This is a genomic window from Alteromonas aestuariivivens, from assembly GCF_003367475.1.
In the GTDB taxonomy this organism is placed as follows: domain Bacteria; phylum Pseudomonadota; class Gammaproteobacteria; order Enterobacterales; family Alteromonadaceae; genus Alteromonas; species Alteromonas aestuariivivens.
The window spans coordinates 578430-604763 of record NZ_QRHA01000001.1 but is presented as its reverse complement, the minus strand read 5'-3'; the positions used below and the strand labels follow the sequence as shown (position 1 = coordinate 604763).

Below are 26334 nucleotides of genomic sequence, written 5' to 3'. Positions count from 1 at the left end.
AGTGGGTTGAGATCCAGCCAGTTAGCCATTCCGGCCCCCCAGAGATTCCGCCCAGATATTGGGTTTAAACGCGGCAAGCCGTTTCTTCACCTCAATAAATTCGGCCTTATCTGCCAGATTGCGGAATTCGTGAGGGTCAAGTTGCAAGTCATAAAGCTCCTCGCTGCCATCGGGGTACTGGATATAACGGTAACGATAGTCCCTGGCTGAATATACGTTTTCCCCATAGGTGGTGATTGCCGGGCGGGCCCACAGTTGTCTCGGCTTTTCCAGCAACGGCCGAAGGCTTTCACCATCAAGCTTGTGAGCCGGACCAGCGAGCCCAGTGTAGTCCAGAATAGTCGGGTAAAAATCAATGTTGCTGACAGGCTGAAGCACGTGCTGCCCTGCATTATGATGGCCGGGTAAACGAATTAGCGCGGGGATATGAGCGGAGCGTTCCCAGACTGTTGCCTTTTCGAAGTGATTTTTTTCTCCGAGATGAAAACCGTTGTCAGACCAAAACAGCACCAGGGTGTTGTTGGCGTAGGCACTGTTGTCCAAGGCTTCAATCACTCTGCCCACATTCCAGTCAGCAAAGGAAGTCGCAGCCAGATAACCGTGGAGAATACGCCGCCAGTTGTCAGTGTTGGCAGCGCCCGAACTTTGCCAGCGTTGTCCCCAAATCTGGCTGAGTTTATGGCCATAATACGGCACATCATCCAGATCTTCGCTTCTATAACCGGTTGGAAGCTGAATCTTTGCCGGATCATACAAATCAAAGAAGCGTTTGGGTGCAGTAAAGGGCGTGTGGGGGCGCCACAGACCATATACGGCCATAAATGGTTTTTCATGTGACTGCTGAAAAAAATCAATCAGTCGATTTGCGTTAACAACGTCGGGAAAGTCCTCATCCGGCCCGGACCACTCCTGAACACCCCAGAATTTTGCCCCCACGGTATCCGCCGGCTCGTCCCGACCCGCAATGCGGTGGGCTTCCTCGGGATAAGGGCCAAATCCACCATGGAAAGGCGCATTATCCCAGACGTTGGCTTCTCTGCCCTCGTTCAGTTTGGCGTGAAACAGCTTTCCGGCCCCCAACGTCATGTAACCGTTGCGCTTAAACAGTTCCGGCAAGGTTTCTGTAGTTTGCAAACGTCCCTGTCGCCAGGGATCCGCGCCGTTCAGGTACGCACCGGTTGAGTGAGGATAAAGGCCGCTAAAAAACGCTGCCCGGGAAGGACCACATACGGGGCTGGCAGTGTAGGCATGATCGAGAATCAGCGACTGGCGAGCCAGCGCATCCAGTGATGGCGTCACTACCCCTGGATATAACTGATTAAAACTCCAGTCGTTTTGGTCATCCGTAATGATGACAACCACGTTTAAAGGTTGAGCCCCGGCCGATATCGAAAGCAACATGAAGATGGCGGCCAGTACACCACCAAAAGCGGCATTGTGGCCTTCAGGCCTCGGCCCCCTCCGACTGGACAGGGCCAAGCCGTTAACAATGTGCGGCCAGGCTGCCGCCGCTGGAACTGGTATGCTGCGAACAGGCTCCACTTTCTTCTCCTTGATGCACTTCGATCACGGTTGTTCCACCAACAAGTCTCGCTCGCTAACGGAAGTCACCTGCCAACGCTATTCCCGCAGACGGGAAGAAAGCAAAAGCACCGCAACCCAATTCCGGTCAATCGTGAATTTGTAATATAATAATTATTAAAGTGCAAGTCACAAACCCAACATATCGCTAACATCTGATGACTACGAATTTTTGCGCGGGTGTGTGATAAAGAAAGTGGGCGTCAGGCCCAAGGCACCAGGATGCGCTTTTATGCCAGCGCTTCCAGGGCCTCATTCAGCTGATTGACAGGAATAACCTGCATGCCAGGTATGGGTTGTTTGGGAGCATTTGCTTTGGGCACGATGGCCTTTTTGAAACCATGCTTAGCGGCCTCACTGATGCGTTCCGTACCGTTGGGAACCGGGCGGATTTCACCGGCCAGGCCAACTTCGCCGAACACGATCAGGTCCCTGGGCAGTGACTGGTTGCGAAAACTGGACACCATTGCCAGCAATAGCGCCAGGTCTGCGCTGGTCTCGGCCACACGCACACCACCCACCACGTTGACAAACACGTCCTGATCATTCATTTGAACGTTACCGTGGCGGTGCAGCACCGCCAGCAGCATGGCGAGACGGTTTTGCTCCAGCCCAACTGCAATGCGGCGGGGGTTTGCCATTTGCGAATAATCCACCAGCGCCTGGATTTCCACCAGCAATGGCCTGGTGCCTTCCCAAATAACCATCACGCTTGAGCCGGGTGCCTGATGCTCGCCGCGACTCAGAAATATCGCCGACGGATTACTGACTTCCTTCAGGCCCCGCTCCGTCATCCCAAATACCCCAAGCTCATTCACCGCGCCAAAGCGGTTTTTGTTGCTGCGCAAGGTGCGAAATCGGCTGTCGCTTTCCCCTTCCAGCAGCATTGAGCAGTCAATGCAGTGTTCAAGAACTTTGGGGCCAGCCAGGTTACCTTCCTTAGTGACATGGCCAACCAAAAACATCGCAATGTGATTCTGCTTGGCAAAACGGGTCAGATAGGCTGCACTTTCCCTTACCTGCGATACACTGCCGGGTGCGGACTGCACATCAGCAACATGCATGACCTGTATTGAGTCGATCACCATGATTTTTGGGGATTTGGTCAGCGCCAGCTGACAAATGGTTTCCACATTGGTTTCCGCCAGCATCATCAGTTTGTCGTCCGGCAAACCCAGTCGGCGGGCACGCATGGCAACCTGTTGCAACGATTCCTCACCAGTGACATACAGTGCACTGTGCCCCTCGGCCAAATGGCACATCACCTGCAAAAGGAGTGTACTTTTCCCTGCCCCGGGGGAGCCTCCGATGAGCATGGCTGATCCTGGAACGATCCCACCACCCAATACTCTGTCCAGCTCCTTTAAGCTGGAACTGAAACGGGGCAAAGCCGCAAGATCTATGGTGTTCAGTGTCTCAATCTTCGCGCTGGTTTGCCCTGCATATCCGGACAGCCCGCTTTTGGCAGCCGTTGCTGGACTTACCACATACTCCGAAATGGTATTCCAGGCTTTGCATTCACTGCATTGCCCCTGCCAGCGCGGAAATTCTGCACCACAGTCCGAGCACACGTAAGCGGTTTTGCGTTTTGCCATAATCGTTTAAAAATTGTAAATTGCTGAAAGTTGGGTATTCTACACTTCTACCAGAACGAGTTCATGCTGTTCTCACACAACAGTTTTCCCTGGTTACTAAATCCACAGTTGGTTTGGTCGATAACAGTTAAATGGGTGTTGATTGGGGTTTGTCCCCCTCCAATTAGAGATGTCATGAGTCACGACCTGCAGCAGTACGCAGCGATCATCGAGAAACTGAAGTCTGTGGTGAAGGAACCGGAATTTGATCAGGTTCTCACCCAACTGACCACAGATTTGCCTCGTGAAAAGCGCTTTCTGATTAAAATGGAACTTAAGCGTCTGGCCCGCCCCTGCATGCGTTCCGTTGACCTGCGAGGCCAGGTGGACGGAGACTGTCAGTTATACGAACATCAGGGCATTCGTCATTATCTGGATGCTGTCGCCCTTGAGGTTTTTGAACAACAGATTCGGCTGTTTGGCTATTACTGCTTTGGTGTCTATGAAGCCATGCAACACACCGAAAACAATTTTCGGGTAATGCGTGATAAAGCACTGGAAACGGAAGAAACCAAAAATCCGGATAGAACTGCAGCTACCCTCGAACGCTATGACGTACCCCAGCTCAACATGCTGGATTACGCTACACGTCAGCACGAACGTATGAACTTTGCCGTCAGCATTGAGGTGGTGAGCGAGGGCGGGGTCAAGGTGCGGGGTAACACCGTGGACATTTCCACCAGCGGCCTGAGGATAAAAACGGGCCAACATCATCTGTTTCAGCCCGGCGAACACGTGCAAATTCTGTTTCGTGGCCTTGAAGATGAGTTCTCCCTCGACAAAAAAAATGGCATTGTCTATCAGGTGATAAAAATCATTCCTGGGGAAGACGTCCAGTACCTGCAATTAAAGCGGGCCACTGAGTTCGCCAATGGTCCGTTTGATCGCTTTCTGGAAAACTTTATCCATGGCAACAAGCGGCGCTACAAGGTCAATATTTCTAACACCATCGAGGCCATCGTCAATAAATCGATGGAACAGTGTTTTTCGCCGCTCTCACCAGAACTACCGGTGTTCATTGACGACACTGACGGAACCTTGTCGCCCCGGTTTGCCATGTACAACACTGTTAACCGCGACATTCTCTCTTACTGGAGCGATGAAACCGAGGAACTCCGGCTGGGTTATCTGCTGAATCCAAATAGATTACTGTGGCTTAAAAAGCGCCCTGAAGGACAACGTCAGACCTTTGTTTACTGCTTCAGCCATCTGCAAAACGAAAAGACCTATTTTTACTCTGCCACCAGCGAAGAGCTTATACAAAAGGATATCCTCAAAAAGGTCTTTCTTGGGTTTGGCTCGCGCAAAGCCAGCTGGCGAGTATTTAAGCTGTCAATGACCGAAATGCAGCCTGAACAGGCCCACAGCCCCCTCTCCATTCCCGATTCTGTGGGCAACAAAATCAAACGGCAGAATTCACCACCATCCCCCCGACTGATGTCCCGGCTTAAAAACCTGGGTTTAATTGTACACATTTGCGATGTAACCAGCGAAGAAGGTCAGGAGCGCTACTCAGAAAACAAATTTAACCGCTCCAGCCTCAGTCATCTGCGCCTTTTTGGTCACCCACGCAACCGACCTCCGGTCAAGATTGAAACTTTTCGCTATAAATTTGAAGATCAGCGGCTGGAAACCCGTTACCTGCTGCGTTCAAAAATCACCCTGGAGGCGCTTGAAAGCGGGCAGAAACTCGGAGGGATCAGTGAAGACATTTCCATCAGCGGGCTGAGAATTGAATTAAACGGCGAATACCGCGGTGACATTGACAGCCAGGTCGCCATCGGTTTTCCCGCCCTTCAGGCCATGACGCAGCAGCACCAAATCATGGACATGCAATATCAGGTTGTCCATTACAACCGGGATAAAAACATTCTGCACCTTAAAGCCGTTCCGGGTAATGCAGGCCAGAGCGCAAGGCACTTCTTCGAAACGCTTATCAAGCAGAATCGAGGTGCATTGAAACCTTACCCCGATGAAGAGGAAATTCCGGGTATGGGCCACGCCTTGCGATGTATCAATGCGCGCAATACCCCTTCAGTAGCGTTCGCCATGAGCAAATCCGGCCGCCATTATGAGCCTCAGGGAGGCATTGTCGGCCAGCATGAAACGAGACTGCGACGGTTGCTCAGCCACTTTTCCGAACCCGGCAGAATGAACCTGGAATTTATGTATCGTGACCGTAACCTGGACGCGCCCTTTATTCAGCAAGGGGTTAAACAGGTGCGTACGGAACACCAGGTAGTACGCCGTGAAGTATTTATTGCCTTTGACCCTTCACAGAAAGAAAGCCGGCTGGCGATAATGCCAAGATTTACCCAGCGTTTTCTTTCTGACGACCTAAAACAGAATTTTATCCGCGAGGCATTGCATCGGGGAAATTTTGTTGCCTTGCACGTCGTTCTGGCCACAACCGGAAAACCCGATTTGGAAATGCTGCTGACAGAAATCAATTACGTCAGCGTTTACGCCATTCACAGGGCCAAAGAACTGGAAGAAAAACTCTGGAGCATTGCAGCCTGTGCGCATCTGGTGGACATCACGGATGAGGTACTCATGCGCTACCGCTACGACAGCCAGACCATTCAGCGCAATCGCAAACTTGCGGGTACATCGGACACCGAAATACTGCCACAAATCACCGGCGCAGACGCCTGACTTCGCCGGTCAGCAGTTGAGGTAGTAAAGCAAGCCCTGCAATCCTGTATATCGAATGGCGACATCGGCCTTTTCATTCACTATGGGTTTGGCGTGACAGGCCACTCCAAGCCGGGCGGTTTCCATCATCAGCAAATCGTTCGCGCCATCGCCCATTGCAATAGTCTGGGAATCAGCAATCTGCCATTTCTGCTGTAATTCCTGCACCGTTAAAGCTTTAACCTTAGCGTCAACAATGTTTCCAAGTACCCGGCCGGTCAGATTGCCATCCTGCACTTCCAGAGTATTGGAACGGGCTTCATCCAGGCCGAGACGCAGGCACAGATAATCGGCAAAATAGGTAAAACCGCCTGAGGCGATGGCCACCCGCCAGTTGTGCTGTTTGAGTACAGCTATCAGCGTGGCGACACCGGGCATCAATGGGATTTGGTTACGGATCTGTTCAAGCTGGGCCACAGGTACGCCTTTCAGACACGCCACCCTGGAAATCAAACTCTCGCTGAACGCAAGTTCTCCACGCATGGCTTGCGCTGTAACCGCAGCAACCTGCTCACCCAGGCCGGCCAGTTTGGCAATTTCGTCAATGCATTCAATTTGGATCACGGTCGAATCCATGTCCATAACCAGCAGGCCCGGCTCTGTTAGCAAAGGAGAATCATTCACCACTGCAATATCAGCGTGATAGGTTTCCGCTACGCTTCCGAGCGCCTGTTGCAAACCGCCCTTTCGGGTCTGCCTTACCGGGGCGCTCACCACAGTATCGCCAAATCTCTCGCTGAATGGATGTTTAACCAGTGGACCGGCCACGCACCAGGATTGCAGAGCAGTGAAAATCCCCTCGAGTTGATGCAGGGTAAGTGCCTGCGCCGCAACCACAATACGAGGCATTGAGCCTTTTTCTTCAACGCGGGGCTGAACCATCCAGCCCTGCGCCGTGAAGCTTAAGGATTCATCTTCACGTTGCAGTAATCCGGATAAAAAAGACGCACTATGATACGAGGGAGCAGCACTATCAATCTTGGTCACAGCGATTTGGTTTCCATTTACATCAAAATTACCCGCCATCCTAACGAATCTTTTCCGCTTGGGAAATAACCCCTTGGCAATAATCACCAATTCACTTAAGGTGAAGAGAGTCAAGGCATTCCTGATCCCTATCACTGTATAGTATGGTGCACAGTAAATCTGACACGACGACAATGACGCAGGCCCCTGGCATCAGTTCAGCGGAAGCCAGTGCGGACGAGCGACGAAATTTGATCTCGGCCACTCACAGTGGCTACCGGGCGGTAAAACGCATCTTTCACACCGTAGTGCTAATCCTGACCTCTGTATTAATGGCGTATGCGTTGCTTATGTACCAGCAACAACAAAGCAACTGGCTGGAATTTGAATCAAAGCAAACCGGCCAGATCCTGGCCAGTCAGTACAGCCGTATCATAGCCCCCAGTGTTGCCAATTCGGATTTGCCTGCACTGAACAACCTGCTTGCCATACTGACACGGGAGGCCAGTGTTAAGGAGGCCACGGTCTATGACAGTCAAGGTATCGTGCTGGCTCCGGCAGAAAACACGGTATCGATGGTGAGTGAGGCCTACCTGAGCACTAAACCACCGGTCACCCACGTTGCAGACATTAAAAACAGCAGTGACCAGGTAATTGGCTACTTACGCATTCTAATCGACAGCAGTGTAGTGCTGGATCCACCAATTCATTATGAGCAGCTACGCACCCGCATTACCGCCGTCGCGGCGCTAATCGCGTTTATTCTGGGTGTATATCTGACCCGGGGGTTCTACAAGATGCGTCACACTCTGAGTTTTAAGGCAAACCGTGTATCTGCCCGAACGTTTTACCGCAAAACTCTGAACAAGCGGCAGTAATTGTCAGTGGTTTGGCGGATGATTTCCTGCTCTTCCACGCCGCTCAACTGGCTGAGGCTACTGACCACCTGACTCAGAAACTCAGGGCTGTTGCGCTGCCCCTGTCGGCCGCACATTGGCATATCCGGCGCGTCTGTCTCCAAAAGCAGATGCTGTAACGCCAGCCGGCTTATAGTGTGTCTTGTTTTTGCGGCTCTCGCATAAGTTATGGTTCCACCTATCCCGAGCAAAAAGCCTTTCTCAATAAATGCATTGGCAACCTGCTCACTGCCTGAAAAAGCATGCACCACTCCCCCTTGGTCAAAACCAGTTTTGCGGATGATGGAAAGTAATCTGTCCTGGGTTTTGCGGTGATGAAGGATGACCGGCAGTCCACAATCTTTAGCCAGCAACAATTGGCGCTCAAGCCAGTGTTCCTGTTCCCTTGCAGGCATTTTAACCGTTGCATCCAGGCCAATTTCACCTACTGCCAGCACTGAGGGCTGCACTGCCTCAAATTGCCGTTGCAATTGCTCAAAGGCATCGTTCGGCTGAAGATGCAGAAAATAGGGGTGGAGTCCCAAAGCCAAATCCACTTCAGGATAGCGCTGGGCTACAGAATACTGGCGATGCCAGCGACTGACTTCGGTGCCCGGTAGCATGAATCGCTTGACGCCCTGCGCCAGACTGGCCGCGATCACCGAGTCCAGATCATTGTCAAAATCAGGAAAATCCAGATGGCAATGACTGTCAATCACAGAAGTCTGAACCTTAAGAGATCACGGCATCAGCCGTTGTGCCTGCCAGAGGCCGTTGTCCTGAAGGTTATATTCAAAGCGGTCGTGCAGGCGGTCTTCTCCACCCTGCCAGAATTCGATCTGATGGGGCACGACTCGATACCCACCCCAAAAATCCGGAACCGGTAACTCCCGGTTGGCGAATTTCTGCTTGAGCTGATGAAACTGGGTCATCAGCAATTCACGGGTAGAAATGGGCTGGCTTTGTTTGGACGCGTATGCGGCAATCTGGCTGTCTTTAGGGCGGGACAGAAAATAACGGGCATTCTCTGCTGCACTCAAACGCTGAGCCTTGCCACAAACCCGCACCTGCCGCTCCATGAAATGCCAGGGGAAATGTAACGATATCCGATTGTTAACCGAGAGTTCCCGGGCTTTACGGCTGCCCAGATTGGTGTAAAACACAAATCCGGACTCAGACACATCCTTAAGCAACACAATGCGCTGCGAAGGCTGGCCGTCTGTGTCCACTGTAGCCACAGTCATGGCAGTCGGGTCTGGTATTCCGGTGTTGATAGCATCTTCAAGCCATTGCCTGAAAAGCGTAATGGGGTGGTCTGTCAGATCGGCCTCTTTCAGGCTGGACAGAGAATATTGTCGCCGAATGTCAGATATCGCCATGTTGTCTCCCTTGCCGGGCAAATACAAAATCAGTCTTCGCCGTAGCCCAGTGATCGTAACGCGCGCTCATCGTCCGCCCAACCCTGTTTGACTTTTACCCACATTTCCAGAAAAACCTTGGTGTCAAACAGCCGCTCCATATCCAGCCGGGCCTGTTCCCCCATGGTTTTCAAGTGCTGACCACCCTTACCGATGATCATCCGTTTCTGCGATTCACGTTCAACAAGAATCAGCGCGTTGATTCGAAATACGCCATTTTCGGTTTGCTTGAACTGTTCAATTTCTACGGTGGTCGAATATGGCAGTTCATCGCCGGTAAAGCGCATGAGTTTCTCGCGAATGATTTCCGCAGCCATAAAGCGGCTAGAGCGATCGGTAACATAGTCTTCAGGAAAGTAAAATTCACTTTCCGGCAAGGAGTCCATAACCAGCTTGCGCAATACATCTACCTGCTTGCCCTGCTTTGCACTGATGGGCACAATCTGCTCGAAGTTATGCTTTTGCGACAACTCCTGCAAATGATCAACAAGGGATTCTCTCTCTTTGACCTTGTCGACCTTATTGATGACCAGATAACAGGGAAGATTCGCGCCCTTCACCTTTCGCAGCACCATTTCGTCGTCTTCGGTCCAGCGTGTACCTTCAACCACAAACAGTATCAATCCGACTTCTGCCAACGAGGAAGACGCCGCCCGATTCATGTAACGGTTAATGGCCCGCTTTTCGTCCTGGTGCAAACCGGGGGTATCCACGTAAACGGCCTGACGATCATCTTCGGTGTCAATACCCAGAATACGATGACGGGTGGTTTGTGGTTTGCGCGAGGTAATACTGATTTTTTGCCCTAAAAGGCAATTCAATAGTGTGGATTTGCCCACGTTGGGGCGCCCGACTATGGCAACCAGACCACAGTGGGTTCCGACCTCATTTGGGAGCATGTTCTAGTTTCTCCAAGGTCAATTGTGCCGCATGCTGCTCAGCTTTGCGGCGGCTGTTGCCCTGCCCGCAAACCGGGCTTTCCAGCCCCTCTGCGCTGCATTGCACTTCAAATGTCTGCGCGTGATCCTTACCGGAAATATTCACCACTTCATATACGGGCAACGGCAGCTTACGGGACTGAAGATACTCCTGTAACCGGGTCTTGGCGTCTTTTGGATGCTCATTGGGATCAAGGCGGCGAATTCGCTCATTCCACAATGAGAGGATAACGCCACGAACCGTGTCCAGCCCCGCTTCAAGATACAGCGCGCCAAGAATGGCTTCAACCGCATCGGCCAGAATTGAACTGCGCCGGAACCCACCGCTTTTCAGCTCCCCGGGACCCAATTTCAGTAGGTCCCCGACCCTGGCTTCCTTGGCAAGCTCCGCCAGCGTATCCCCTTTCACCAGGGTGGAACGCATACGCGTCAGTTTGCCTTCTGGCACATCCGGGAAGCGCTGGTAGAGCGCTTCAGCGATGACCATACCCAGAACAGCATCGCCGAGAAATTCCAGTCGTTCATTGTGGTTTTTCGCCGCACTGCGATGCGTCAGCGCCTGTTGAAGCAATTGATCATTCTTGAATGCGTAGCCCAACACCTTATGCAGTTGAGCATACCTGTCGATACCATTCATTAATGAATGCCACCCACACGACTGAAGCGCACGCCTGTTGGCACCCAGGATGGAAGCCAGCTGTCCGGCCCCCGCTCAAATTCAAAGCTGATCCAGATAGCGACGGCTTTTCCTACCAGATTATCATCGGGTACAAAGCCCCAGAAACGGCTGTCACGGCTGTTATCACGATTGTCGCCCAGGACAAAATATTGCCCTTCGGGGACCACCCATTCATTGCTGCGGGTCCCCGGCTGAGTGTAGTAATTGGACGGATGGACGTCACGCATTGGGTGACGCAAAATGTCATGGCTCACATCACCCAGCTTTTCGGTGTAGCGCAACAGCGGCGCCATATCCTGAACAAACTCACCCCGGGCCTGAAATTCTGCCGGTACCGGTGTTAGCTTGGGGCATTCGGATTGCTGCAGGCCCTGGCATTTTGGCTTGATGTAAATCTGCTTATTCTGATAAATCACGGTGTCACCCGGTAACCCTACCACACGTTTAATGTAGTCAATATTGGTGTCCTCCGGGTACTTGAATACCACTACATCGCCCCGCTGTGGTTCACCGGTCTCTATCATTTTACTTCTGAATACCGGGTCTTTAATCCCATAGGCAAATTTCTCAACCAGAATAAAATCCCCTACCAACAGCGTAGGCATCATTGAGCCAGAAGGGATCTGGAACGGTTCGTATAAAAATGAACGTAATACCAGAACAAACGCGATGACCGGAAAAATCTGCTGGGCCGTGTCGACCAGATAAGGCAACTCGGCGGGAGGGTCGATGGCTGAACTGCTGCTTCCGGAACCGATAGCCTGAGCCACTTTCGCACGGCGCTTAGGCGCGAAATAGAGAGAATCCAGCAGCCAGATCAAACCGGTTGCCAGCGTCAGCACCACCAGCAGTATAGAAAAATAGTTAGCCATTACTTACTCACCTTGAGTACTGCCAGGAACGCATCCTGAGGTAGTTCAACATTACCAACCTGCTTCATACGTTTCTTTCCTTCCTTTTGCTTCTGTAGCAATTTTTTCTTACGACTGACGTCACCACCATAACATTTTGCGATAACGTTCTTACGCAGCTGTTTCACCGTACTGCGGGCAATCACATGGTTTCCGATTGCCGCCTGGATAGCGATATCAAACATCTGGCGAGGAATCAGTTCACGCAGTTTGTCGACCAGATCACGGCCCCGTGACTGGGAATTCTCCCGGTGAGTTATCACCGCCAACGCGTCAACCCGTTCACCATTAATCAGAATGTCTACCCGCACCATGTCGGAGGTTTGGAAGCACTTGAAGTTGTAGTCCAGTGACGCAAATCCGCGGCTGGTCGACTTAAGGCGATCGAAGAAATCAAGCACCACTTCCGCCATCGGCAGTTCATAGGTCAGCGCCACCTGCTTGCCGTGATACGCCATGTTGGTCTGCACACCGCGCTTTTCAACACACAATGTGATCACATTTCCAAGATAATCCTGTGGTACCAGAATATTGGCTTCCACCATTGGCTCACGAATCTCGGCAATGTCGTTCACTGCCGGCAGTTTTGAGGGGTTATCCACCTCAACAGTTTCACCCTTGGTGGTGAGTACCTGATAAACCACGGTAGGTGCAGTGGTGATAAGGTCGAGGTCGTATTCACGCTCCAGACGCTCCTGGATAATTTCCATGTGCAGCATACCAAGGAAACCAATACGGAAACCGAAACCCAGTGCTGCTGAGCTTTCCGGCTCATAAAACAGTGAAGCGTCATTCAGGCTCAGTTTGGCCAGCGCGTCACGGAAATCCTCGTAATCGTCGGAACTGATTGGGAATACACCAGCATAAACCTGCGGCTTTACTTTCTTGAAACCCGGTAATGGCGTTGTGGCCGGCTGCTTGGCCAACGTAATGGTGTCTCCCACCGGTGCCCCATGAATTTCTTTAATGCCGGCTATGATGAAACCCACTTCACCGGCCCGCAGTACACCGGTTTCCAGCGCTTTGGGAGTAAATACCCCCACTTTATCAGCCTGGTGAACCTGACCGTTGGACATGATTTGGATACGATCTTTAACGTTCAACTGGCCTTCCATGATACGCACCAGTGACACTACGCCCTGATAATTATCAAACCAGGAATCAACAATCAGCGCGCGCAAAGGAGCCTCGCGATCTCCCTGGGGAGGAGGGATCTGATTAACAATCACTTCCAGCACGTCTTCAATGCCCACACCGGTTTTGGCCGAGCAGCGCACTGCGTCAATAGCGTCAATGCCCACGATATCTTCAATTTCTTCGGCAACACGTTCTGGCTCAGCCTGTGGCAGGTCGATTTTGTTCAGTACCGGCACCACTTCCATTTCCATATCAATGGCGGTGTAACAGTTTGCAAGAGTCTGGGCCTCTACACCCTGGCCTGCGTCCACTACCAGCAAGGCACCTTCACAGGCGGCCAGCGAGCGGGAAACTTCGTAGGTGAAATCCACATGTCCGGGAGTATCGATAAAATTCAGCTGGTAGGTCTCACCATTTTTTGCGTTGTAATTTAACGTTACACTCTGTGCTTTAATGGTGATCCCACGCTCTCTTTCCAGATCCATGGAATCCAGCACCTGCTCCGCCATTTCACGCTCTGAGAGCCCACCACAATGCTGAATCAGGCGGTCGGACAGAGTAGATTTTCCATGATCAATGTGGGCGATAATACTGAAGTTACGAATGTGCGATTGTTGCATAATGCTGGAAATAACCTGCAAAGAAAGTCAATTAATATTACCTTGCTCGGGCAAGGACAGAGCCTGTCGCCGGATTGCCGGCACGTTGCGGGCCATATTTGGGCGGCAAAGCGTGCGGATTTTACCTATTTATTGCCCGAAAAGCGAATGGACTTGCACCCCGGCAACCAGATTCTGGAAACCTGGGTGATTACCGCGTCAGGTCTGAAGCTGCGTTTGAGACTGAAGTGTTAAGCAATACTGGCTGGAAGCGACTTTTGTCCAGTTTTTTCAGGTGACCTGAAATAAGTACGAACCCAGCAAGGGTAACAAGCGCGCTGCCCAATAACACCCACAGCTCACTCGACAGTCCCAGCGTAGGAAGCCAACTGTTCAAAATCATTGCACTGAAGAGAAAAATCATCAGCGGCACAAGGTATAACCATGCGGAAGCCGAAACCAGCCCAGCCTCAGGTAACCCAATTTGAACCATATCTCCAACTTTGACCGGAACCGGTGTGGACACAGTCAACTGTTGAACTTTGGGAGCCAGTGCCCGGGAGATAACCCCGCTACCGCAATCACTCTGCGCCTGACAGGAACTGCAGGTGGTTTTAATGGCAGCCTCAACCGTTACCCTGTCGCCACTGACGGCGACGACCCGGGCTGACTCGGTGATCATTCCCCTTCCCCTTTAAGGCGCAATGAAGTAGCGATGGCATTGGCAGTTTTCAGTGGTATTTCACCCACTACCGTTACCTGTGCCTGACCATCAGTCAGAGTCAAAAAGGTGTTCAGTTCGTGTCGCAACACCAAATCGCTGCCCAGCGCCTCTGCCGCAGACTGAACGTAAACCGACACATCAACCAGCCCATCACTGAACATCTTGTACTCCACGACCTGACCAGTCAAAGCCAGTCGGCGTATATCCCGCCGCACTTCTGTCATACCGCTGGGTAAATAATCCACCTCCCACTGATGCTGACGGGGTTGTTTAGGCACAATCGCCATCGGTCTGGGTAAAGACGCCTGGTTTACACTGGTAAAATAGGCCGGCGGTTCTTCCTGTATTGACAGGGAGGTAATTTGAATCTGTTCCAGCAGGCTGCCCTGAAGGTCAAGCATATTGAGCTTGAGTGGCATACCGGTGGCTTCGTCCAGCCACAGCTGATAGCTGAAACGACTGTTGTCACGACTGACTATTCGCAATTGCTGGGCCGGACGGCCTGCAATCCGGGCCCTACCCACCAGCACAAACTCGTATCCGGTTCGCAGGGAATCCGGTGCGTACAGAAGCTCGCTGGGAATTGGGCCATTGATTACCGGTGAGTGCAGACTATAAGGCGGGACATCCGGTTCAAACACGCTCACAACATTCCCGACCCGAATCAGCTCACGGCCGGGCCCGTTCTGTAAGCTCAATTGCTCCATGGTTAGCCCTTCTTCCATCACTCCGTGACGCCACAAAAAAGGAATGGTTTCCTGTCCGGCGCGACTTTGAACCAGGGTGGCCTGAAAATTGAGTTGCCGGGTGGCATGGGTAAGCCTGAGCAGCCAGTCACGGGCGGTCATAACCGGACGGCTGGCCACTCCCTCTTCGGTAAAAGGTTCTACCGGTGCAGCCTGAGATTCACTGACAACAGAATCGGGGTAGTCCGCTGTCTGAGCACCAATGGGCAGTGACAAGGCCAAAAAACTGGCGGCAAAGAATTTACTGCCACGCAAAAACACATGTACCAGCCGGTTGAGGGCTGGTACACAAAAACAAAGTGGTATATTCATTAAGACTACTTGGGTTGGTCCTGCTGCTGATGTTCTTCCGCAGCGGCACTCTGTTCTTCCGCCTGCTTCAGTTGAACCTGCTGTTCATGGTCCGCTATCAATGCATTGATTTTGCGTTTTTTCTCCAACAACAAAGCCATGTCATTGCGTGGCAACGCCCTGGTTTGCTCCAAACTTACCGGAGCCAGGCCCCCCTGCGGTCCAACGACAGTAGGTGCAGTCAAAAACGGCTCTTCCGGGGTTGGCTGATGATTGTATTGCTGAACCCCCAGAATAACTGCTGCGGCAACTGAGGCTGCCATGGCAAACTGGCCAGACTGTTTGAAAAACGGAACAATATTGCTCACTACAGGTACGGCTTTCCAGCCGGATTTCCTGGGCGCCATAACCGTAGGTTCATCAGCCAGCGCTGCAGCTACACTGGCAGTAATGTCCAACTCGGGTAAAACAGACGCCTCACCACGCAGGCCATTACGAATGACATGATAACGGTGCCACTTGGCCTTAAGCAGAGCGTCCTCTTTGATTGCATCAATGATGTCACTGCCATCTGTCTCGCCGTCCATAAAAGCAGACAGTTTTTCTTGCTGTTGCGTCATAAACCTTTTTCCTGATCCTTCGATCATTTACCACCTTAACACAGCCTGTTAGGGTTCTTCATCTGCAAAAAGTTCCAGATTTTTTTGATCAACTTTCCAACAATGGCTGTATAACCTTGTCGATTGCTTCACGGGCACGGAAAATCCGTGAACGCACCGTCCCTACCGGGCAATCCATTACACTGGCAATTTCCTCATAACTCAGGCCTTCAATTTCCCTCAATGTAATTGCCATTCTCAAATCATCCGGCAACTTTTCCACCACCCGAAACAAGGTGGCTTCGATCTCTTCAGACAACAAGCTGCGCTCTGGCGTGGAGTGTTCCTTGAGCGCATCACTGCCTTCATAGAAATCAGCCTCCTGCGCGTCAACATCTGTAGCCGGAGGCTTACGCCCCTGGGCAACCAGATAGTTCTTTGCACTGTTTACTGCGATTCGGTACAGCCAGGTATAAAACGCGCTGTCGCCCCGAAAATTGGGTAACGCACGATACGCTTTGATGAAGGCATCCTGAGTAACATCCGCAACATCACCGGTATTTTTCACATACCGGGATACCAAATTCATGACTTTGTGTTGATAACGGGTTACCAGCAGGTTGAAGGCATTCTTGTCACCACACTGAACTCGTTCCACTAACTGCTGATCGGTAATCTGCTCGCTCATTCGAGCCATTTCTCCTCTACTGCCTACTTCTCAATAGCTCATGCAAGCAACGAGATAGACTGTGTGACTGCTAAAAAGTTCGCAACAAATTGGCATATATAGGTAAATTCACTCTCGGAATGCAATTTTGCCCATTGTGTTTTGGCGGCCATCCTTTAGACTTGCCGAACCTTAGCTAAAACTGTAATCGCTAAACAATACATGAAATCAGTGGCTTCTTCACTATCTTCCAGGGCAGCGTCTGCCATTGAGCACCGTTGTGATGTACTGATTATCGGCAGTGGTGCCGCCGGGCTCAGTCTGGCGCTCAAACTGGCCGATCATTGCCAGGTTATAGTTCTCAGCAAAAGTGATCGCAATGAAGGGTCTACCCGCTACGCGCAGGGGGGTATTGCCGCCGTCTTTGATGAGCAGGACTCCGTAGATGCCCATGTCAGCGACACGCTCAATGCCGGTGCAGGCCTGTGTGATGAAGCCGCCGTTCGGTTCACCGCCGAGCGGGCCAAAGACGCCCTCAACTGGCTTATCGGTTATGGGGTGCCCTTTGATACCGAAACCGACGCTCAAGGGGAACAGCGTTTCCACCTTACTCGGGAAGGCGGCCACAGTCACAGACGCATTCTCCATGCCGCCGATGCGACCGGTGAGGCATTGCAGATTACCCTGAACGATGTGGTGTCTGTCCACCCCAACATTCACTTTTTTGAACGCTACAACGCCATTGATTTAATTGCTTCCAAGGAAAACCCCGGCAGCTGTACAGGTGCGTATGTCTGGAACCGGCAGAGGGAACAGGTTGAGGTGATCCGCGCCCGTTTTATCGCGCTGGCGACCGGGGGCGGCAGCAAGGTCTACCAGTACACCTCCAATCCGGACGTATCCAGCGGTGATGGAATTGCTATGGCATGGCGGGCGGGCTGCCGGGTTGCGAATATGGAATTCAACCAGTTCCACCCTACTTGCCTGTATCACCCACAGGCGCGCAATTTTCTAATCACTGAAGCCTTGCGCGGTGAAGGCGCCCATTTGTGTCATGCCGACGGTTCCCGCTTTATGCACAAATTTGACGAGCGAGGTGAACTGGCTCCCCGGGATATTGTTGCGCGGGCCATCGACTATGAAATGAAGCGCATGGGCGCAGATTGCATGTATCTGGACATCAGCCACAAGCCTGCGGATTTTATCGTAAAACACTTTCCCAATATCTATCGGCGTTGCCGGGCGCTGGGGATCGACATTACCCGCCAGCCTATCCCGGTCGTCCCTGCCGCCCATTACAGTTGCGGTGGGGTGATGACCGACTTCAATGCAAGGACCGATCTCAATAACGTATACGCCATCGGAGAAGTGGCATACACCGGCCTGCACGGTGCCAACAGAATGGCCTCAAACTCCCTGCTGGAATGTGTGGTATTTGCCTCTGCGGCGGCGGAGCATATTATCCCTCAACTCAGCACTTCCGGCCAAGAGGAACCCATTGCTCCGTGGGATGAAACCCAGGTCAGTAACTCAGATGAAGAAGTCATTATCCAGCACAACTGGCATGAATTGAGGCTGTTTATGTGGGATTACGTTGGCATAGTGCGAACCAACAAACGCCTGGAACGCGCCATGCGCAGGATCCAGCTTCTGGAGCAGGAAATACAGGAATATTACGCCCACTTCAAGGTTAGCAACAATTTGCTGGAGCTTCGGAATCTGGTGACTGTCGCCGAATTGATCGTTCGGTGCGCAATGAACAGAAAAGAGAGCCGGGGCCTGCATTTCAACCTCGATTACCCTGACACCCTGGATTCGGCTGAACCCACAATACTCACTCCAGATAGAAGAAGGGCCCGGATAGCTCCGGGATCGTTATCAACCTGAGATAACCGGAACTGTTCCGGCAATCGTCATCAACGATCGAAATGGGAAAGCGACCCCACCAGATGAGTTGTTACGCGCTTGGAATCCGTCAGTGCAAAATGTAACGGTAACGCTACCTGCGACTTATCCCGCAACAGCTTACAGCTTGCCGGCAGAAATAATGGCCGGCGAAATTCACAGTCCAGTGCAACATTTCGGTGAGCAACTGACATGGCAGAATCCAGCGCCGAGTAGCATCGGGCCAGACTCCACATACCATGGGCAATGGCACGCTTAAAGCCAAACATTTTTGCACTGATACGGCTCAGATGTATAGGGTTGAAGTCACCGGATACTGCAGCATAACGGCGACCGAGATCCTGACTGGCATCAATTTCTGCCACGGTTGAATAATCGGCAAACGCGTCTGACTGGTGTGTGGCGCCCTTCACTTTGGGAGCGACATGTGGTGCCGGAGTTCGCACCAGATATATTCCGGACGCTTCATAAACTGTATTTCCGCTCTGTTCACCGCTGACGACAACTTCAATGTCCCAGCCTCTGGCATGAGGCACCACCGAACGATAATAGGCGGTTAGTCTGACTGCTTCCTCAAACTGGCAGGCTCGCCATTGGCGGATACGATTGGCCCTGTGCACCAGCCCCATGACCGGAAACGGACTGTTCGGTGCAGTCAGGCACTGGATCTGCAAAGCCATGGCTCGCATCTGAAAATAACACGGGTGAGTGTGTTTTTCAGAAGACCAGCCGACCATTTCACAGTACCGCTGATAATGCTCAGAGTCCGGCGTCACTTCCGCACTGAATTTTTGTTCAGGAATCGGAGGCGGTTTGAACTGATTCAACTGCTGCGGGTTCCCGCGTTGAAAAAGACTGCGCAGATAAAGAGCTATCATAGAAACATTTCCTGTTCCGGTAAGCCCTGCAGGCCATATATGATTCGGGCGACTCTTCGGTAGTCCGCTTCACTGCATTCCCCTTTGAGGAGCCACCAGGATTTAACTCCAACAGTGGGCTGATAAACCACCATATGCAATGCCAGAGGTGTCACCCGGCAATTTTTATGAAGACAACCACCAGGCATTTCTACTGGCTTGTTATCGATCATCAACGTTTGCCATGCACCATTTTCAGCTAGCCTGAAGACCATTGAGCTGGGACTGGCTGACACACCTTGCCAAATTCCAAGCGCCACGGCAAGCCCCAATACCATCGCAAAGTAACACCAGGGGTCCAGCCAGGTCCAAACGGTATAGAGGTATAAGGGAAAGTTTATTGCCAAAAGTAACGGTGGGATCAGGAATGTCCATTTCCGCCATGCTGAGGGAGTATAGACAATCCTATACTTTGACACGATTTAGAATGATCGCGACCATCTCTGCCAGCTCGGGATCTTCGCATTTCTGATGCCCCATGAACCAGGCAAACAGATCCGGATCGTCACAGGTCAGCAGACGTTCAAAAGTTTCCTGCTGTTCATCGTCAAGTTGCTCAAACGCCTCATCCACAAAAGGCATAAACAGCACATCAAGTTCAAGCATACCCCGGCGGCACGCCCACTTTAAACGGGCTAATCTTTTTGGTGAAAACATGATTCATCACATCCAGTTTTTTTATAGCGGCACTATACCACGGGGGCAATCGTTGGATCACTGCCCTTTTTTACAGACTCGCGCCCTTAATAACCGGAAGAGAAACATAATTCTCAGCCTGACCTTGCATCCTGCCAATCTTCCCCCATGTTATCGGACATTGGCTTAATTCGGAGAACAACCTATGCCACTGCCTGCGGGACTGGACCGGTTACCAGACAATCTGGTGATTGAACTCGATCACTATGGCGTTATCAAGTTGGAAGGCGAACAGCAGGATGAATTTCTGCACGGTCAGCTGACCATCAACATCAAAGCTCTGCCGGATAACCAGGCCCGTCGTGCTGCACATTGTGATTTCAAAGGCAAAACCTGGTCACTCTCCGTGGCTTGCCGTCATGAAGGCGCGCTGTTGCTCTCCATCAATGGCGATGCTTTGCCGCACTCACTCGCTCAGTTTAAAAAATACGGTGTGTTTTCCCGGGTGGAAATCACTGACGAAAGCACACACTGGGCGCAATACTGTGTTTCTGGTCCTCTTGCTTCAGAATTCATTAAAAATTCATTCGGTTCCCTGCCCCAAACACCTTTAGCGCTGGTGCAAGGTGCATTGGGACTGGCGGTGAAGCTGGAAATGGCTGATTCACACTGGCTGCTTCTCCTCAATCCCGATGGAAAAAAAGCATTCGATGAATATTGTTTAGTAAACAGCCTGGAACTGTTCCCTTCTGAAGTTTTTGAGGCCTTGTCAATTCAGGCAGGAATTCCCTTGGTTAGCGGCCCCAATATCAATGAATTTGTCCCGCAGATGATGAATGTTCAGGCCCTTAATGGCATCGATTTCAACAAAGGTTGCTATATGGGGCAGGAAGTTGTCGCCCGAACCCGATACCTGGGGAAAAACAAACGTGCAGCCAGGATCTTCAGACTCTCCCAGGCGACAAATATCAGCCCGGGTGATATGGTAGAAATGCAACTGGGTGAAAACTGGCGCCGCGCAGGAACCGTGATCAGAAGTGCTGAACTGGGAGCGGAAAGCTGGTTGCTGGCAGTTTTGCCCCTGGAGGCAGAGGAAACAACTTGCTTTCGGCTCGCACAGTTACCAGATGTAACACTTGAAAAGGTGGCTTTGCCCTATTCCATTGACGAGCCAAAAGCACCAAAATCTGCCGGTTCCTGAAAACCTCAACCCGATGAATTACGCGCCAAAAGGCGAAAAAAATTAGGATTTACTATGACCATTACCCCGAACAGTGTGGTAACACTGCACTATAAAGTGTCCTCTGAAGATGGCACCGAACTTGATTCGTCATTTGGCAAAGACCCAATGACCGTATTGCTGGGCCGCCGATTTTTGATTGAAGGGCTGGAAGAAGCACTGCAGGGCAAGCAAAACGGCGAATCGTTCAGCGTCACGGTTGCACCGGAAAAAGCCTATGGAGAACGAGTTGATCAACTGGTTCAGGCGGTGCCCAAATCCATGTTCGAGGGAATGGAAGTAGAAGTCGGCATGTCATTCCGTGCTACCACCGAGCAGGGTGAGCAATCTGTGATGATTATTGATACTACCGATGAAGAAGTGGTGGTAGACGGCAACCACCCACTGGCAGGGCTGCCACTCACCTTTGAGGTGGAAATCGTCAATGTTCGCGAACCCACTGCCGATGAACTTGCTCACGGACACGCCCACGGAGCTGACGGATGCGGTCACCATCACTAATGTGACCTGCACGGGCTGAACGGCACTGCCGTTCAGCCCGTGTGCTTGAAGTCAGCTACTAAATGGCGTCTTCGCCCTGCTCCCCGGTGCGGATACGATAAGCACTTTCCACATCGTAAACAAATATCTTACCGTCACCAATTTTACCAGTTCTGGCTGAATTCTGGATGACCTCAACGGCCTGCTCGACCAAATCATCCGCAAGAATCATTTCCACTTTCATTTTCGGCAGGAAGTCGACCTGATACTCAGCACCACGATAAAGTTCGGTGTGACCTTTCTGACGCCCAAAGCCCTTCACTTCCGTAACCGTCATTCCCGCAATTCCCACTTCAGCGAGGGCTTCGCGTACGTCATCCATTTTGAATGGCTTAATAATGGCTTCTACTTTCTTCATTGCAGGCTACTCATCATAAATGGTTGGAATGGGAACCCGCTTATGCTGGGTCCGTTGATAAATGTACAGCAGCTTTTCTTCCACTTCAGCCGGTACCGGCTTACCTTCCAGAAAATCATCTATCTGGTCGTAAGTCATACCCAGTGCCTGCTCATCAGCTTTCTGGGGCGTAAGACTTTCAAGATCAGCCGTTGGGGCCTTGTGAATAATTTTTGCAGGCGCTCCCAGATGCTCAGCCACCTGGCGAACCTGACGCTTACTCAACCCAAACAAGGGAGCCAAATCGCATGCTCCATCACCATATTTGGTATAAAACCCGGTGATGTTCTCCGCTGAATGATCCGTACCCAATACCAAACCATCCACCATGCCAGCGATTTCATACTGAATCACCATCCGGGTTCGGGCCTTGACATTGCCTTTGACAAAATCCTGCTTCGCAGCGTCGTCCGGCAATAACCCTGCTCCGGCAAGAGACTCACAGGTTGCTTCATGAATGGCATCGGCTCCTGGCTTAACATTCACTGTAACCGACTGACTGGGCTGAATAAAATCTACAGACATTTGCGCATCCGCTTCATCTGCCTGCACGTCAAAGGGTAATCTGACAGCGACAAACCGATACTTTTCATGATGCTCCTGATTGAGTTCATCTACAGCCAACTGAGCCAGACGACCCAGTGTACAGGAATCTATTCCTCCGCTGATGCCCAAGACCAGAGCGTTAAGCCCGGAAGCTTTGAGCTGTTGTTTTATAAAAGAGACCCGGCGAGCCACTTCATACCCGACATCAATGGAAGGTAAAACCTTCATCTCCTGAATAACGTCTTGTTTCTGCATCATTAAGTCCAATAGTTAGTGATGGCGTCCTGATTTAAACAGAGTTTACGCTATTCGAGTAAGGCCTGTCAGCAGGAGGAAGAAAATTCCCGACAGGCGCACCTGAGAGCGGCGTGATTGCCCCCTAGGCATTATTGTAAATCCGGAAGAAGCCGGATGAGTTTACACAAGGTACTAAGTCATCTAAGTTTAGGCCAATGCCCGGGTAAGTACAGGTAATCAGTCAAAAATTTTCCTTCTCCAGCCCTGCATAACCTGACGCAACGCCTTAACGTGGCCAACAATCGGCAGGACTCCGTTGCGCCTGATGATTCATTGTAATGCGAGTACAATGGGCCGGAACCGCTCCGGCAACACCAGTCGCCACGAGGGTAAAACTGTGCTCGGTCAAATTTTCCAGATTCCACTGAAATCCGGGCAACTGTACGCTGGGCAATGCTGACTTTTCAGCGTACCGGCCCGTTTGCAAATAGAAATTTTGCTGGGAAGCGTATATCTCCATCATTTTTAACTGGGTTTCGTGCAAACGGCCCGATTGGAGCTGACTCCGGTAAGCAGGTACTGCAACCCCGAACAAGATCCCACATATGGCAACCGCAATGAGCAATTCCAGCAGTGTCATTCCCTGTGTTTTTTGAGTCATGATGGATTCCTTACCTTTGGCCAGCTTACACCTTACTCTCACTGCAGTTAGGCTGACATCAGACTAACAAGTGGCAGGCTCGGTTACTGCCGGACTCAAGGACGGATCCTATGGCCCAAAGAGGTCTGACTCTGATGGAATTGATGATCACCCTGGCACTGACAGCCATTCTGCTTATGACGGCCATACCCTCCTATACCGACTACCAGCGTAAACAGGCGCTGCGAGGCTCCTTGTCGCAACTTTACTTCTTGTTTCGCAAAGCTCAGAACCTTGCCCTGGCCCACCAAAAACCCGTTTATGCCGTTATTCAAACTCAAAACAGCTGGTGCATTGGCCTTACAGAGGAACCCGATTGTGACTGCCGGGTAGAACGGCATTGCCAGGTTGAGGGGGAATCCTGGCAGGTCAGTGCGCCTGCTCCGATGCGGGTCACGCTGGATTCCCTGACTTTTGCCAACCACAGAACCCGGTTTGATCCGGTTCATGGCCGGGCTTATGGCTATGCAGGAACCCTGATTCTCAGTGATGGCCAGCGAAAGGGAAAAATCGTCATCAATAACCTTGGCCGGGTAAGGATGTGTATGAGCCAGGGGCTGCTGGGAGGCTACCCGTCATGCGACGCCTGAGTCTGGGTTTTACTCTTACTGAATTGATGATTGCCTGCGCGCTGGGGCTTGGAATGTATGCAGCGGTGATCAGCTATTCAGTAAAACTGATGCAAAATCATCAGAAACTCGCTGAACGTTTGCAACTGGAAGAAGAACTCAGTGCCCTGACCGATTCGATGCAACGGGAACTGAGAAGGGCGGGATACCACGGTACCATTACCAGCATGATGGCGCCGGACTCCAATTGGCCTGATAACCTGTTTGCAAAACATACCCGAATTGAAGCACATGCCCAGGAAGCTCCAAACAGTTGCATCCTGTTCAGCTATGATGTCAATCATAATGGTTCACTGGACACAGAAGATCCCAATGAGCAGATGGGATTTCGTCTCAAAGACCGTGCAGTAGAGTTGCGTCAGAATGGTTTGGGTTGCCAGGCGGGAGGTTGGCATGACCTGACCAATTCCCGTATTGTTCAGATAGAGGAGCTTTCATTTTCGTTGCTGCCCTACTCTCCCTCTGAGGGCAGCCTGCTGACCATCCGGGTGCAGGCTTCGCTGAAAAAGGCCCCCGCCATTTCACACCTCAGGATCCTTTCGGTAAGGATGCGCAATGTACCGGTATGACACAGTTCCCCGGGGAATGGCTCTGCTGATCCCGATTATCCTACTATTGGGGGTAAGCGTCAGCAGCGCACTGATGGTGAGTCTGGCTCTGAATGACCGGCTGCAAAGCCAGAATAATTCCGTAGAAATTGAAACAGCCCGTCAGATGGCACAAAACCAGATTGACTCACTCAAACTCCGGCTCAGTTCAACAACGGACTGGCAGCAAAATCTGACTGCCGATGAAATATCAATGATTGAATCGATAAACAGCTTCCAGATGCAACAGGCACAGTTAACCCTGGCTACATTATCCTCCACCGGAACCGGCGCATCTGGAAGACTTCAGGCCGCAGTCACCCAGGCTGTCCTGCACTTGCCAATATTGCTCAACCGTCCTCCCGCAGCACTTATTCTCACCACTGAACCTGCCGCTTCTGCCGGATTTGAGCTCGCTGCGGAAACAGCACGGTTGGCATTGTGGAGTTCACAGCCCGTCAGCTTCGCCACCGGCAACCGCTTCACATGCAGCACAGAGTCACTCCGCCTGACATTATGTCAATCACAGGCGCGCTCTGGACCGCTGTTAGTAAGTGGGGATGTGATTACCTCTGATGTGCATGCGCCTGACGATGTTATCGACTATCTGTTTGGGGTCCCACACAACGAGATGGATTTACTCAGACCACTGGCCCACCGGTTTTACGAAAACGATTGTCCAACTGAACAGGATGGCGGGTTCATCTGGGTTACCGGAAACTGCAGCTTGCCAGCGGACACCCAATTGGGCAGTGAACAGGAGCCCGTTTTGATTCTGATCAAAAACGGGAGCCTGGAAATGCAGCAGGGGGCGGTGATTTTCGGCTTGGTAGTCAGTCTTCGCCACGATTCAGGCTTTAGCTATGGATTGTCCATGTCTGTGAATGCGAAGATCAAAGGTGCACTGCTCGTCAATCATTCAATGTCCGAAGACTCAGCCATCACGATTGAGTACGCCCCTGACCTGTTAGCGAACTTGCAAAACCACCCTGACTTACAACGACTGTTACCACTGCCCGGCAGCTGGAGAGATTTCCTATGACCATACCTCATCATAAAGCAGGAGGTTTCAGTCTGATTGAAGTCTGCCTGTCAGCCTTGCTGGTAACCTCTGGAGCTCTTGCCGGGGTAAAACTTACCCTGGTATTTCACGCCAGCCTGAACAGCCTGCATGAGCGGCAATTGCACTATCAGGTGCTCACCTCGGAGTTACATCGTCTGGAAATATTAAGGCAACAGACCTTTAATACAGGACTTCCCTTCGTGCCTCCGGCAAATGATATCCCACTTTGCCCCGATGCCTGTGTGGTTAGCAGTGAGTGGGCACATCCGCGCTTAAGTGTGACTTTGTCCTGGCCTTCCGCCGCAGGATCCGAGCTTGAATTGACACGGGAACGAACAATCACCCACACTGCATTTGAACGTCCTGAATTGTGGTTTCAAGTCAACCAGTGGGTCGCTCCACAAGTAGGGCAACCCGGCCTGTAAGACACAAAAAAAGGCCACCAGAAATCCCTTTC

The 26334-nt window shown here is 51.6% G+C and carries 27 protein-coding genes and 1 pseudogene; 9 read left to right on the top strand and 19 right to left on the bottom strand.

Features of this window, described 5'->3' with window-relative positions; translation table 11 throughout:
• Positions 1 to 21: 21 nt before the first annotated feature.
• Complete coding sequence (locus DXV75_RS02550; protein ID WP_115591636.1) at positions 22 to 1542, bottom strand: sulfatase; 1521 nt, start codon at positions 1540 to 1542, stop codon at positions 22 to 24.
• Positions 1543 to 1811: 269 nt separating this feature from the next.
• A complete protein-coding gene (gene radA / locus DXV75_RS02545; RefSeq protein ID WP_115591635.1) occupies positions 1812 to 3176 on the bottom strand; it encodes a DNA repair protein RadA in 1365 nt (454 codons plus the stop codon).
• Positions 3177 to 3239: 63 nt separating this feature from the next.
• Here radA and DXV75_RS02540 point away from each other — a divergent pair.
• Positions 3240 to 5072, top strand: a pseudogene (locus DXV75_RS02540) (PilZ domain-containing protein); the annotation flags it as partial.
• 807 nt (positions 5073 to 5879) lie between these two features.
• Here the strand turns inward: DXV75_RS02540 and serB are convergent.
• Complete coding sequence (serB, locus tag DXV75_RS02535; RefSeq protein ID WP_245953089.1) at positions 5880 to 6896, bottom strand: phosphoserine phosphatase SerB; 1017 nt, start codon at positions 6894 to 6896, stop codon at positions 5880 to 5882.
• Positions 6897 to 7069: 173 nt separating this feature from the next.
• Here serB and DXV75_RS02530 point away from each other — a divergent pair, with 173 nt between their 5' ends.
• Complete coding sequence (locus tag DXV75_RS02530; protein WP_181898327.1) at positions 7070 to 7753, top strand: AhpA/YtjB family protein; 684 nt, start codon at positions 7070 to 7072, stop codon at positions 7751 to 7753.
• Here DXV75_RS02530 and DXV75_RS02525 read toward each other — a convergent pair.
• The 10 genes from DXV75_RS02525 to rpoE all read right to left on the bottom strand — a co-directional run bounded on the left by DXV75_RS02525 (position 7723) and on the right by rpoE (position 16501).
• Positions 7723 to 8490, bottom strand: a complete 768-nt coding sequence (locus tag DXV75_RS02525) for a TatD family hydrolase (RefSeq protein ID WP_115591632.1) — start codon at positions 8488 to 8490, stop codon at positions 7723 to 7725. The two genes, DXV75_RS02530 and DXV75_RS02525, sit on opposite strands and share 31 nt — an antisense overlap.
• Positions 8491 to 8511: 21 nt before the next feature.
• On the bottom strand, positions 8512 to 9150 hold the full coding sequence (gene pdxH / locus DXV75_RS02520) for a pyridoxamine 5'-phosphate oxidase (RefSeq protein WP_115591631.1): 639 nt from the start codon (positions 9148 to 9150) through the stop codon (positions 8512 to 8514).
• Positions 9151 to 9179: 29 nt separating this feature from the next.
• Positions 9180 to 10088, bottom strand: coding sequence for a GTPase Era (gene era, locus DXV75_RS02515; RefSeq protein ID WP_115591630.1), 909 nt, complete (start codon positions 10086 to 10088; stop codon positions 9180 to 9182).
• Complete coding sequence (gene rnc / locus DXV75_RS02510; protein ID WP_115591629.1) at positions 10075 to 10764, bottom strand: ribonuclease III; 690 nt, start codon at positions 10762 to 10764, stop codon at positions 10075 to 10077. The genes era and rnc overlap by 14 nt, the downstream gene beginning before the upstream one ends.
• On the bottom strand, positions 10764 to 11678 hold the full coding sequence (gene lepB, locus DXV75_RS02505) for a signal peptidase I (RefSeq protein WP_115591628.1): 915 nt from the start codon (positions 11676 to 11678) through the stop codon (positions 10764 to 10766). The genes rnc and lepB overlap by 1 nt, the downstream gene beginning before the upstream one ends.
• Complete coding sequence (gene lepA / locus DXV75_RS02500; protein ID WP_115591761.1) at positions 11678 to 13474, bottom strand: translation elongation factor 4; 1797 nt, start codon at positions 13472 to 13474, stop codon at positions 11678 to 11680. The genes lepB and lepA overlap by 1 nt, the downstream gene beginning before the upstream one ends.
• Positions 13475 to 13664: 190 nt before the next feature.
• Positions 13665 to 14135 (bottom strand): SoxR reducing system RseC family protein, encoded by a 471-nt coding sequence (locus DXV75_RS02495; RefSeq protein ID WP_115591627.1) that lies wholly within the window; start codon positions 14133 to 14135, stop codon positions 13665 to 13667.
• On the bottom strand, positions 14132 to 15235 hold the full coding sequence (locus DXV75_RS02490; RefSeq protein WP_115591626.1) for a MucB/RseB C-terminal domain-containing protein: 1104 nt from the start codon (positions 15233 to 15235) through the stop codon (positions 14132 to 14134). Before DXV75_RS02490 ends, DXV75_RS02495 begins: the two co-directional genes overlap by 4 nt.
• Before the next feature lie 5 nt (positions 15236 to 15240).
• Complete coding sequence (locus tag DXV75_RS02485; protein WP_115591625.1) at positions 15241 to 15834, bottom strand: sigma-E factor negative regulatory protein; 594 nt, start codon at positions 15832 to 15834, stop codon at positions 15241 to 15243.
• A gap of 88 nt (positions 15835 to 15922) precedes the next feature.
• Positions 15923 to 16501: an RNA polymerase sigma factor RpoE gene (gene rpoE / locus DXV75_RS02480; protein WP_115591624.1), complete on the bottom strand. Its 579-nt coding sequence runs from the start codon at positions 16499 to 16501 to the stop codon at positions 15923 to 15925.
• A 201-nt stretch (positions 16502 to 16702) separates the two neighbouring features.
• Here rpoE and nadB point away from each other — a divergent pair, with 201 nt between their 5' ends.
• Positions 16703 to 18367 carry an L-aspartate oxidase gene (nadB, locus tag DXV75_RS02475; protein WP_115591623.1) on the top strand — a complete coding sequence of 555 codons (1665 nt, stop codon included), beginning with the start codon at positions 16703 to 16705 and terminating at the stop codon, positions 18365 to 18367.
• A gap of 29 nt (positions 18368 to 18396) precedes the next feature.
• On the opposite strand, the gene DXV75_RS02470 is transcribed toward nadB, so the two are convergent.
• The 3 genes from DXV75_RS02470 to DXV75_RS02460 all read right to left on the bottom strand — a co-directional run bounded on the left by DXV75_RS02470 (position 18397) and on the right by DXV75_RS02460 (position 19959).
• The gene (locus DXV75_RS02470) at positions 18397 to 19263 is read right to left on the bottom strand and encodes a MaoC/PaaZ C-terminal domain-containing protein (protein ID WP_115591622.1); all 867 of its coding nucleotides are present in this window, start codon (positions 19261 to 19263) and stop codon (positions 18397 to 18399) included.
• Positions 19260 to 19475 (bottom strand): hypothetical protein, encoded by a 216-nt coding sequence (locus DXV75_RS02465; RefSeq protein WP_147291786.1) that lies wholly within the window; start codon positions 19473 to 19475, stop codon positions 19260 to 19262. The genes DXV75_RS02470 and DXV75_RS02465 overlap by 4 nt, the downstream gene beginning before the upstream one ends.
• A gap of 232 nt (positions 19476 to 19707) precedes the next feature.
• On the bottom strand, positions 19708 to 19959 hold the full coding sequence (locus DXV75_RS02460; protein ID WP_115591620.1) for an FAD assembly factor SdhE: 252 nt from the start codon (positions 19957 to 19959) through the stop codon (positions 19708 to 19710).
• A gap of 184 nt (positions 19960 to 20143) precedes the next feature.
• On the opposite strand from DXV75_RS02460, the gene ygfZ reads away from it, so the two are divergent.
• Together ygfZ and DXV75_RS02450 are read left to right on the top strand one after the other, a co-directional pair.
• On the top strand, positions 20144 to 21139 hold the full coding sequence (ygfZ, locus tag DXV75_RS02455; RefSeq protein ID WP_115591619.1) for a CAF17-like 4Fe-4S cluster assembly/insertion protein YgfZ: 996 nt from the start codon (positions 20144 to 20146) through the stop codon (positions 21137 to 21139).
• A 54-nt stretch (positions 21140 to 21193) separates the two neighbouring features.
• The gene (locus tag DXV75_RS02450) at positions 21194 to 21679 is read left to right on the top strand and encodes an FKBP-type peptidyl-prolyl cis-trans isomerase (RefSeq protein ID WP_115591618.1); all 486 of its coding nucleotides are present in this window, start codon (positions 21194 to 21196) and stop codon (positions 21677 to 21679) included.
• A 58-nt stretch (positions 21680 to 21737) separates the two neighbouring features.
• Here DXV75_RS02450 and DXV75_RS02445 read toward each other — a convergent pair whose 3' ends face one another.
• The 3 genes from DXV75_RS02445 to DXV75_RS02435 form a co-directional block, all read right to left on the bottom strand.
• Entirely contained in the window at positions 21738 to 22076 is a 339-nt protein-coding gene (locus tag DXV75_RS02445; protein ID WP_115591617.1) for a P-II family nitrogen regulator, read from the bottom strand.
• Positions 22077 to 22082: 6 nt separating this feature from the next.
• Positions 22083 to 22916: an ammonia-dependent NAD(+) synthetase gene (nadE, locus tag DXV75_RS02440; RefSeq protein WP_115591759.1), complete on the bottom strand. Its 834-nt coding sequence runs from the start codon at positions 22914 to 22916 to the stop codon at positions 22083 to 22085.
• A 268-nt stretch (positions 22917 to 23184) separates the two neighbouring features.
• Positions 23185 to 23559 carry a type IV pilin protein gene (locus DXV75_RS02435; protein WP_115591758.1) on the bottom strand — a complete coding sequence of 125 codons (375 nt, stop codon included), beginning with the start codon at positions 23557 to 23559 and terminating at the stop codon, positions 23185 to 23187.
• A gap of 110 nt (positions 23560 to 23669) precedes the next feature.
• Here DXV75_RS02435 and DXV75_RS02430 point away from each other — a divergent pair, with 110 nt between their 5' ends.
• From DXV75_RS02430 to DXV75_RS02415, 4 genes are read left to right on the top strand one after another with little or no spacing between them, the layout of a single operon-like run.
• The gene (locus tag DXV75_RS02430; protein WP_115591616.1) at positions 23670 to 24188 is read left to right on the top strand and encodes a GspH/FimT family pseudopilin; all 519 of its coding nucleotides are present in this window, start codon (positions 23670 to 23672) and stop codon (positions 24186 to 24188) included.
• On the top strand, positions 24176 to 24796 hold the full coding sequence (locus DXV75_RS02425) for a hypothetical protein (protein WP_115591615.1): 621 nt from the start codon (positions 24176 to 24178) through the stop codon (positions 24794 to 24796). The genes DXV75_RS02430 and DXV75_RS02425 overlap by 13 nt, the downstream gene beginning before the upstream one ends.
• Positions 24783 to 25856 (top strand): hypothetical protein, encoded by a 1074-nt coding sequence (locus DXV75_RS02420; protein WP_115591614.1) that lies wholly within the window; start codon positions 24783 to 24785, stop codon positions 25854 to 25856. The genes DXV75_RS02425 and DXV75_RS02420 overlap by 14 nt, the downstream gene beginning before the upstream one ends.
• Positions 25853 to 26302 (top strand): hypothetical protein, encoded by a 450-nt coding sequence (locus tag DXV75_RS02415; protein WP_115591613.1) that lies wholly within the window; start codon positions 25853 to 25855, stop codon positions 26300 to 26302. Before DXV75_RS02420 ends, DXV75_RS02415 begins: the two co-directional genes overlap by 4 nt.
• Positions 26303 to 26334: the final 32 nt, after the last annotated feature.

What these genes read in the sequence shown, in the direction of transcription:
- DXV75_RS02490 (WP_115591626.1), bottom strand. Translation starts at nt 15,235, where the DNA reads ATGAATATACCACTTTGTTTTTGTGTACCAGCCCTCAACCGGCTGGTA.
- nadB (WP_115591623.1), top strand. Translation starts at nt 16,703, where the DNA reads ATGAAATCAGTGGCTTCTTCACTATCTTCCAGGGCAGCGTCTGCCATT.
- ygfZ (WP_115591619.1), top strand. Translation starts at nt 20,144, where the DNA reads ATGCCACTGCCTGCGGGACTGGACCGGTTACCAGACAATCTGGTGATT.
- rnc (WP_115591629.1), bottom strand. Translation starts at nt 10,764, where the DNA reads ATGAATGGTATCGACAGGTATGCTCAACTGCATAAGGTGTTGGGCTAC.
- lepA (WP_115591761.1), bottom strand. Translation starts at nt 13,474, where the DNA reads ATGCAACAATCGCACATTCGTAACTTCAGTATTATCGCCCACATTGAT.
- DXV75_RS02465 (WP_147291786.1), bottom strand. Translation starts at nt 19,475, where the DNA reads ATGATCGATAACAAGCCAGTAGAAATGCCTGGTGGTTGTCTTCATAAA.
- DXV75_RS02485 (WP_115591625.1), bottom strand. Translation starts at nt 15,834, where the DNA reads ATGACGCAACAGCAAGAAAAACTGTCTGCTTTTATGGACGGCGAGACA.
- DXV75_RS02495 (WP_115591627.1), bottom strand. Translation starts at nt 14,135, where the DNA reads ATGATCACCGAGTCAGCCCGGGTCGTCGCCGTCAGTGGCGACAGGGTA.
- DXV75_RS02450 (WP_115591618.1), top strand. Translation starts at nt 21,194, where the DNA reads ATGACCATTACCCCGAACAGTGTGGTAACACTGCACTATAAAGTGTCC.
- DXV75_RS02470 (WP_115591622.1), bottom strand. Translation starts at nt 19,263, where the DNA reads ATGATAGCTCTTTATCTGCGCAGTCTTTTTCAACGCGGGAACCCGCAG.
- DXV75_RS02445 (WP_115591617.1), bottom strand. Translation starts at nt 22,076, where the DNA reads ATGAAGAAAGTAGAAGCCATTATTAAGCCATTCAAAATGGATGACGTA.
- DXV75_RS02420 (WP_115591614.1), top strand. Translation starts at nt 24,783, where the DNA reads ATGTACCGGTATGACACAGTTCCCCGGGGAATGGCTCTGCTGATCCCG.
- era (WP_115591630.1), bottom strand. Translation starts at nt 10,088, where the DNA reads ATGCTCCCAAATGAGGTCGGAACCCACTGTGGTCTGGTTGCCATAGTC.
- DXV75_RS02460 (WP_115591620.1), bottom strand. Translation starts at nt 19,959, where the DNA reads ATGTTTTCACCAAAAAGATTAGCCCGTTTAAAGTGGGCGTGCCGCCGG.
- rpoE (WP_115591624.1), bottom strand. Translation starts at nt 16,501, where the DNA reads ATGAGCGAGCAGATTACCGATCAGCAGTTAGTGGAACGAGTTCAGTGT.
- radA (WP_115591635.1), bottom strand. Translation starts at nt 3,176, where the DNA reads ATGGCAAAACGCAAAACCGCTTACGTGTGCTCGGACTGTGGTGCAGAA.
- lepB (WP_115591628.1), bottom strand. Translation starts at nt 11,678, where the DNA reads ATGGCTAACTATTTTTCTATACTGCTGGTGGTGCTGACGCTGGCAACC.
- DXV75_RS02415 (WP_115591613.1), top strand. Translation starts at nt 25,853, where the DNA reads ATGACCATACCTCATCATAAAGCAGGAGGTTTCAGTCTGATTGAAGTC.
- pdxH (WP_115591631.1), bottom strand. Translation starts at nt 9,150, where the DNA reads ATGGCGATATCTGACATTCGGCGACAATATTCTCTGTCCAGCCTGAAA.
- DXV75_RS02425 (WP_115591615.1), top strand. Translation starts at nt 24,176, where the DNA reads ATGCGACGCCTGAGTCTGGGTTTTACTCTTACTGAATTGATGATTGCC.
- DXV75_RS02530 (WP_181898327.1), top strand. Translation starts at nt 7,070, where the DNA reads ATGACGCAGGCCCCTGGCATCAGTTCAGCGGAAGCCAGTGCGGACGAG.
- DXV75_RS02430 (WP_115591616.1), top strand. Translation starts at nt 23,670, where the DNA reads ATGGCCCAAAGAGGTCTGACTCTGATGGAATTGATGATCACCCTGGCA.
- DXV75_RS02435 (WP_115591758.1), bottom strand. Translation starts at nt 23,559, where the DNA reads ATGACTCAAAAAACACAGGGAATGACACTGCTGGAATTGCTCATTGCG.
- nadE (WP_115591759.1), bottom strand. Translation starts at nt 22,916, where the DNA reads ATGCAGAAACAAGACGTTATTCAGGAGATGAAGGTTTTACCTTCCATT.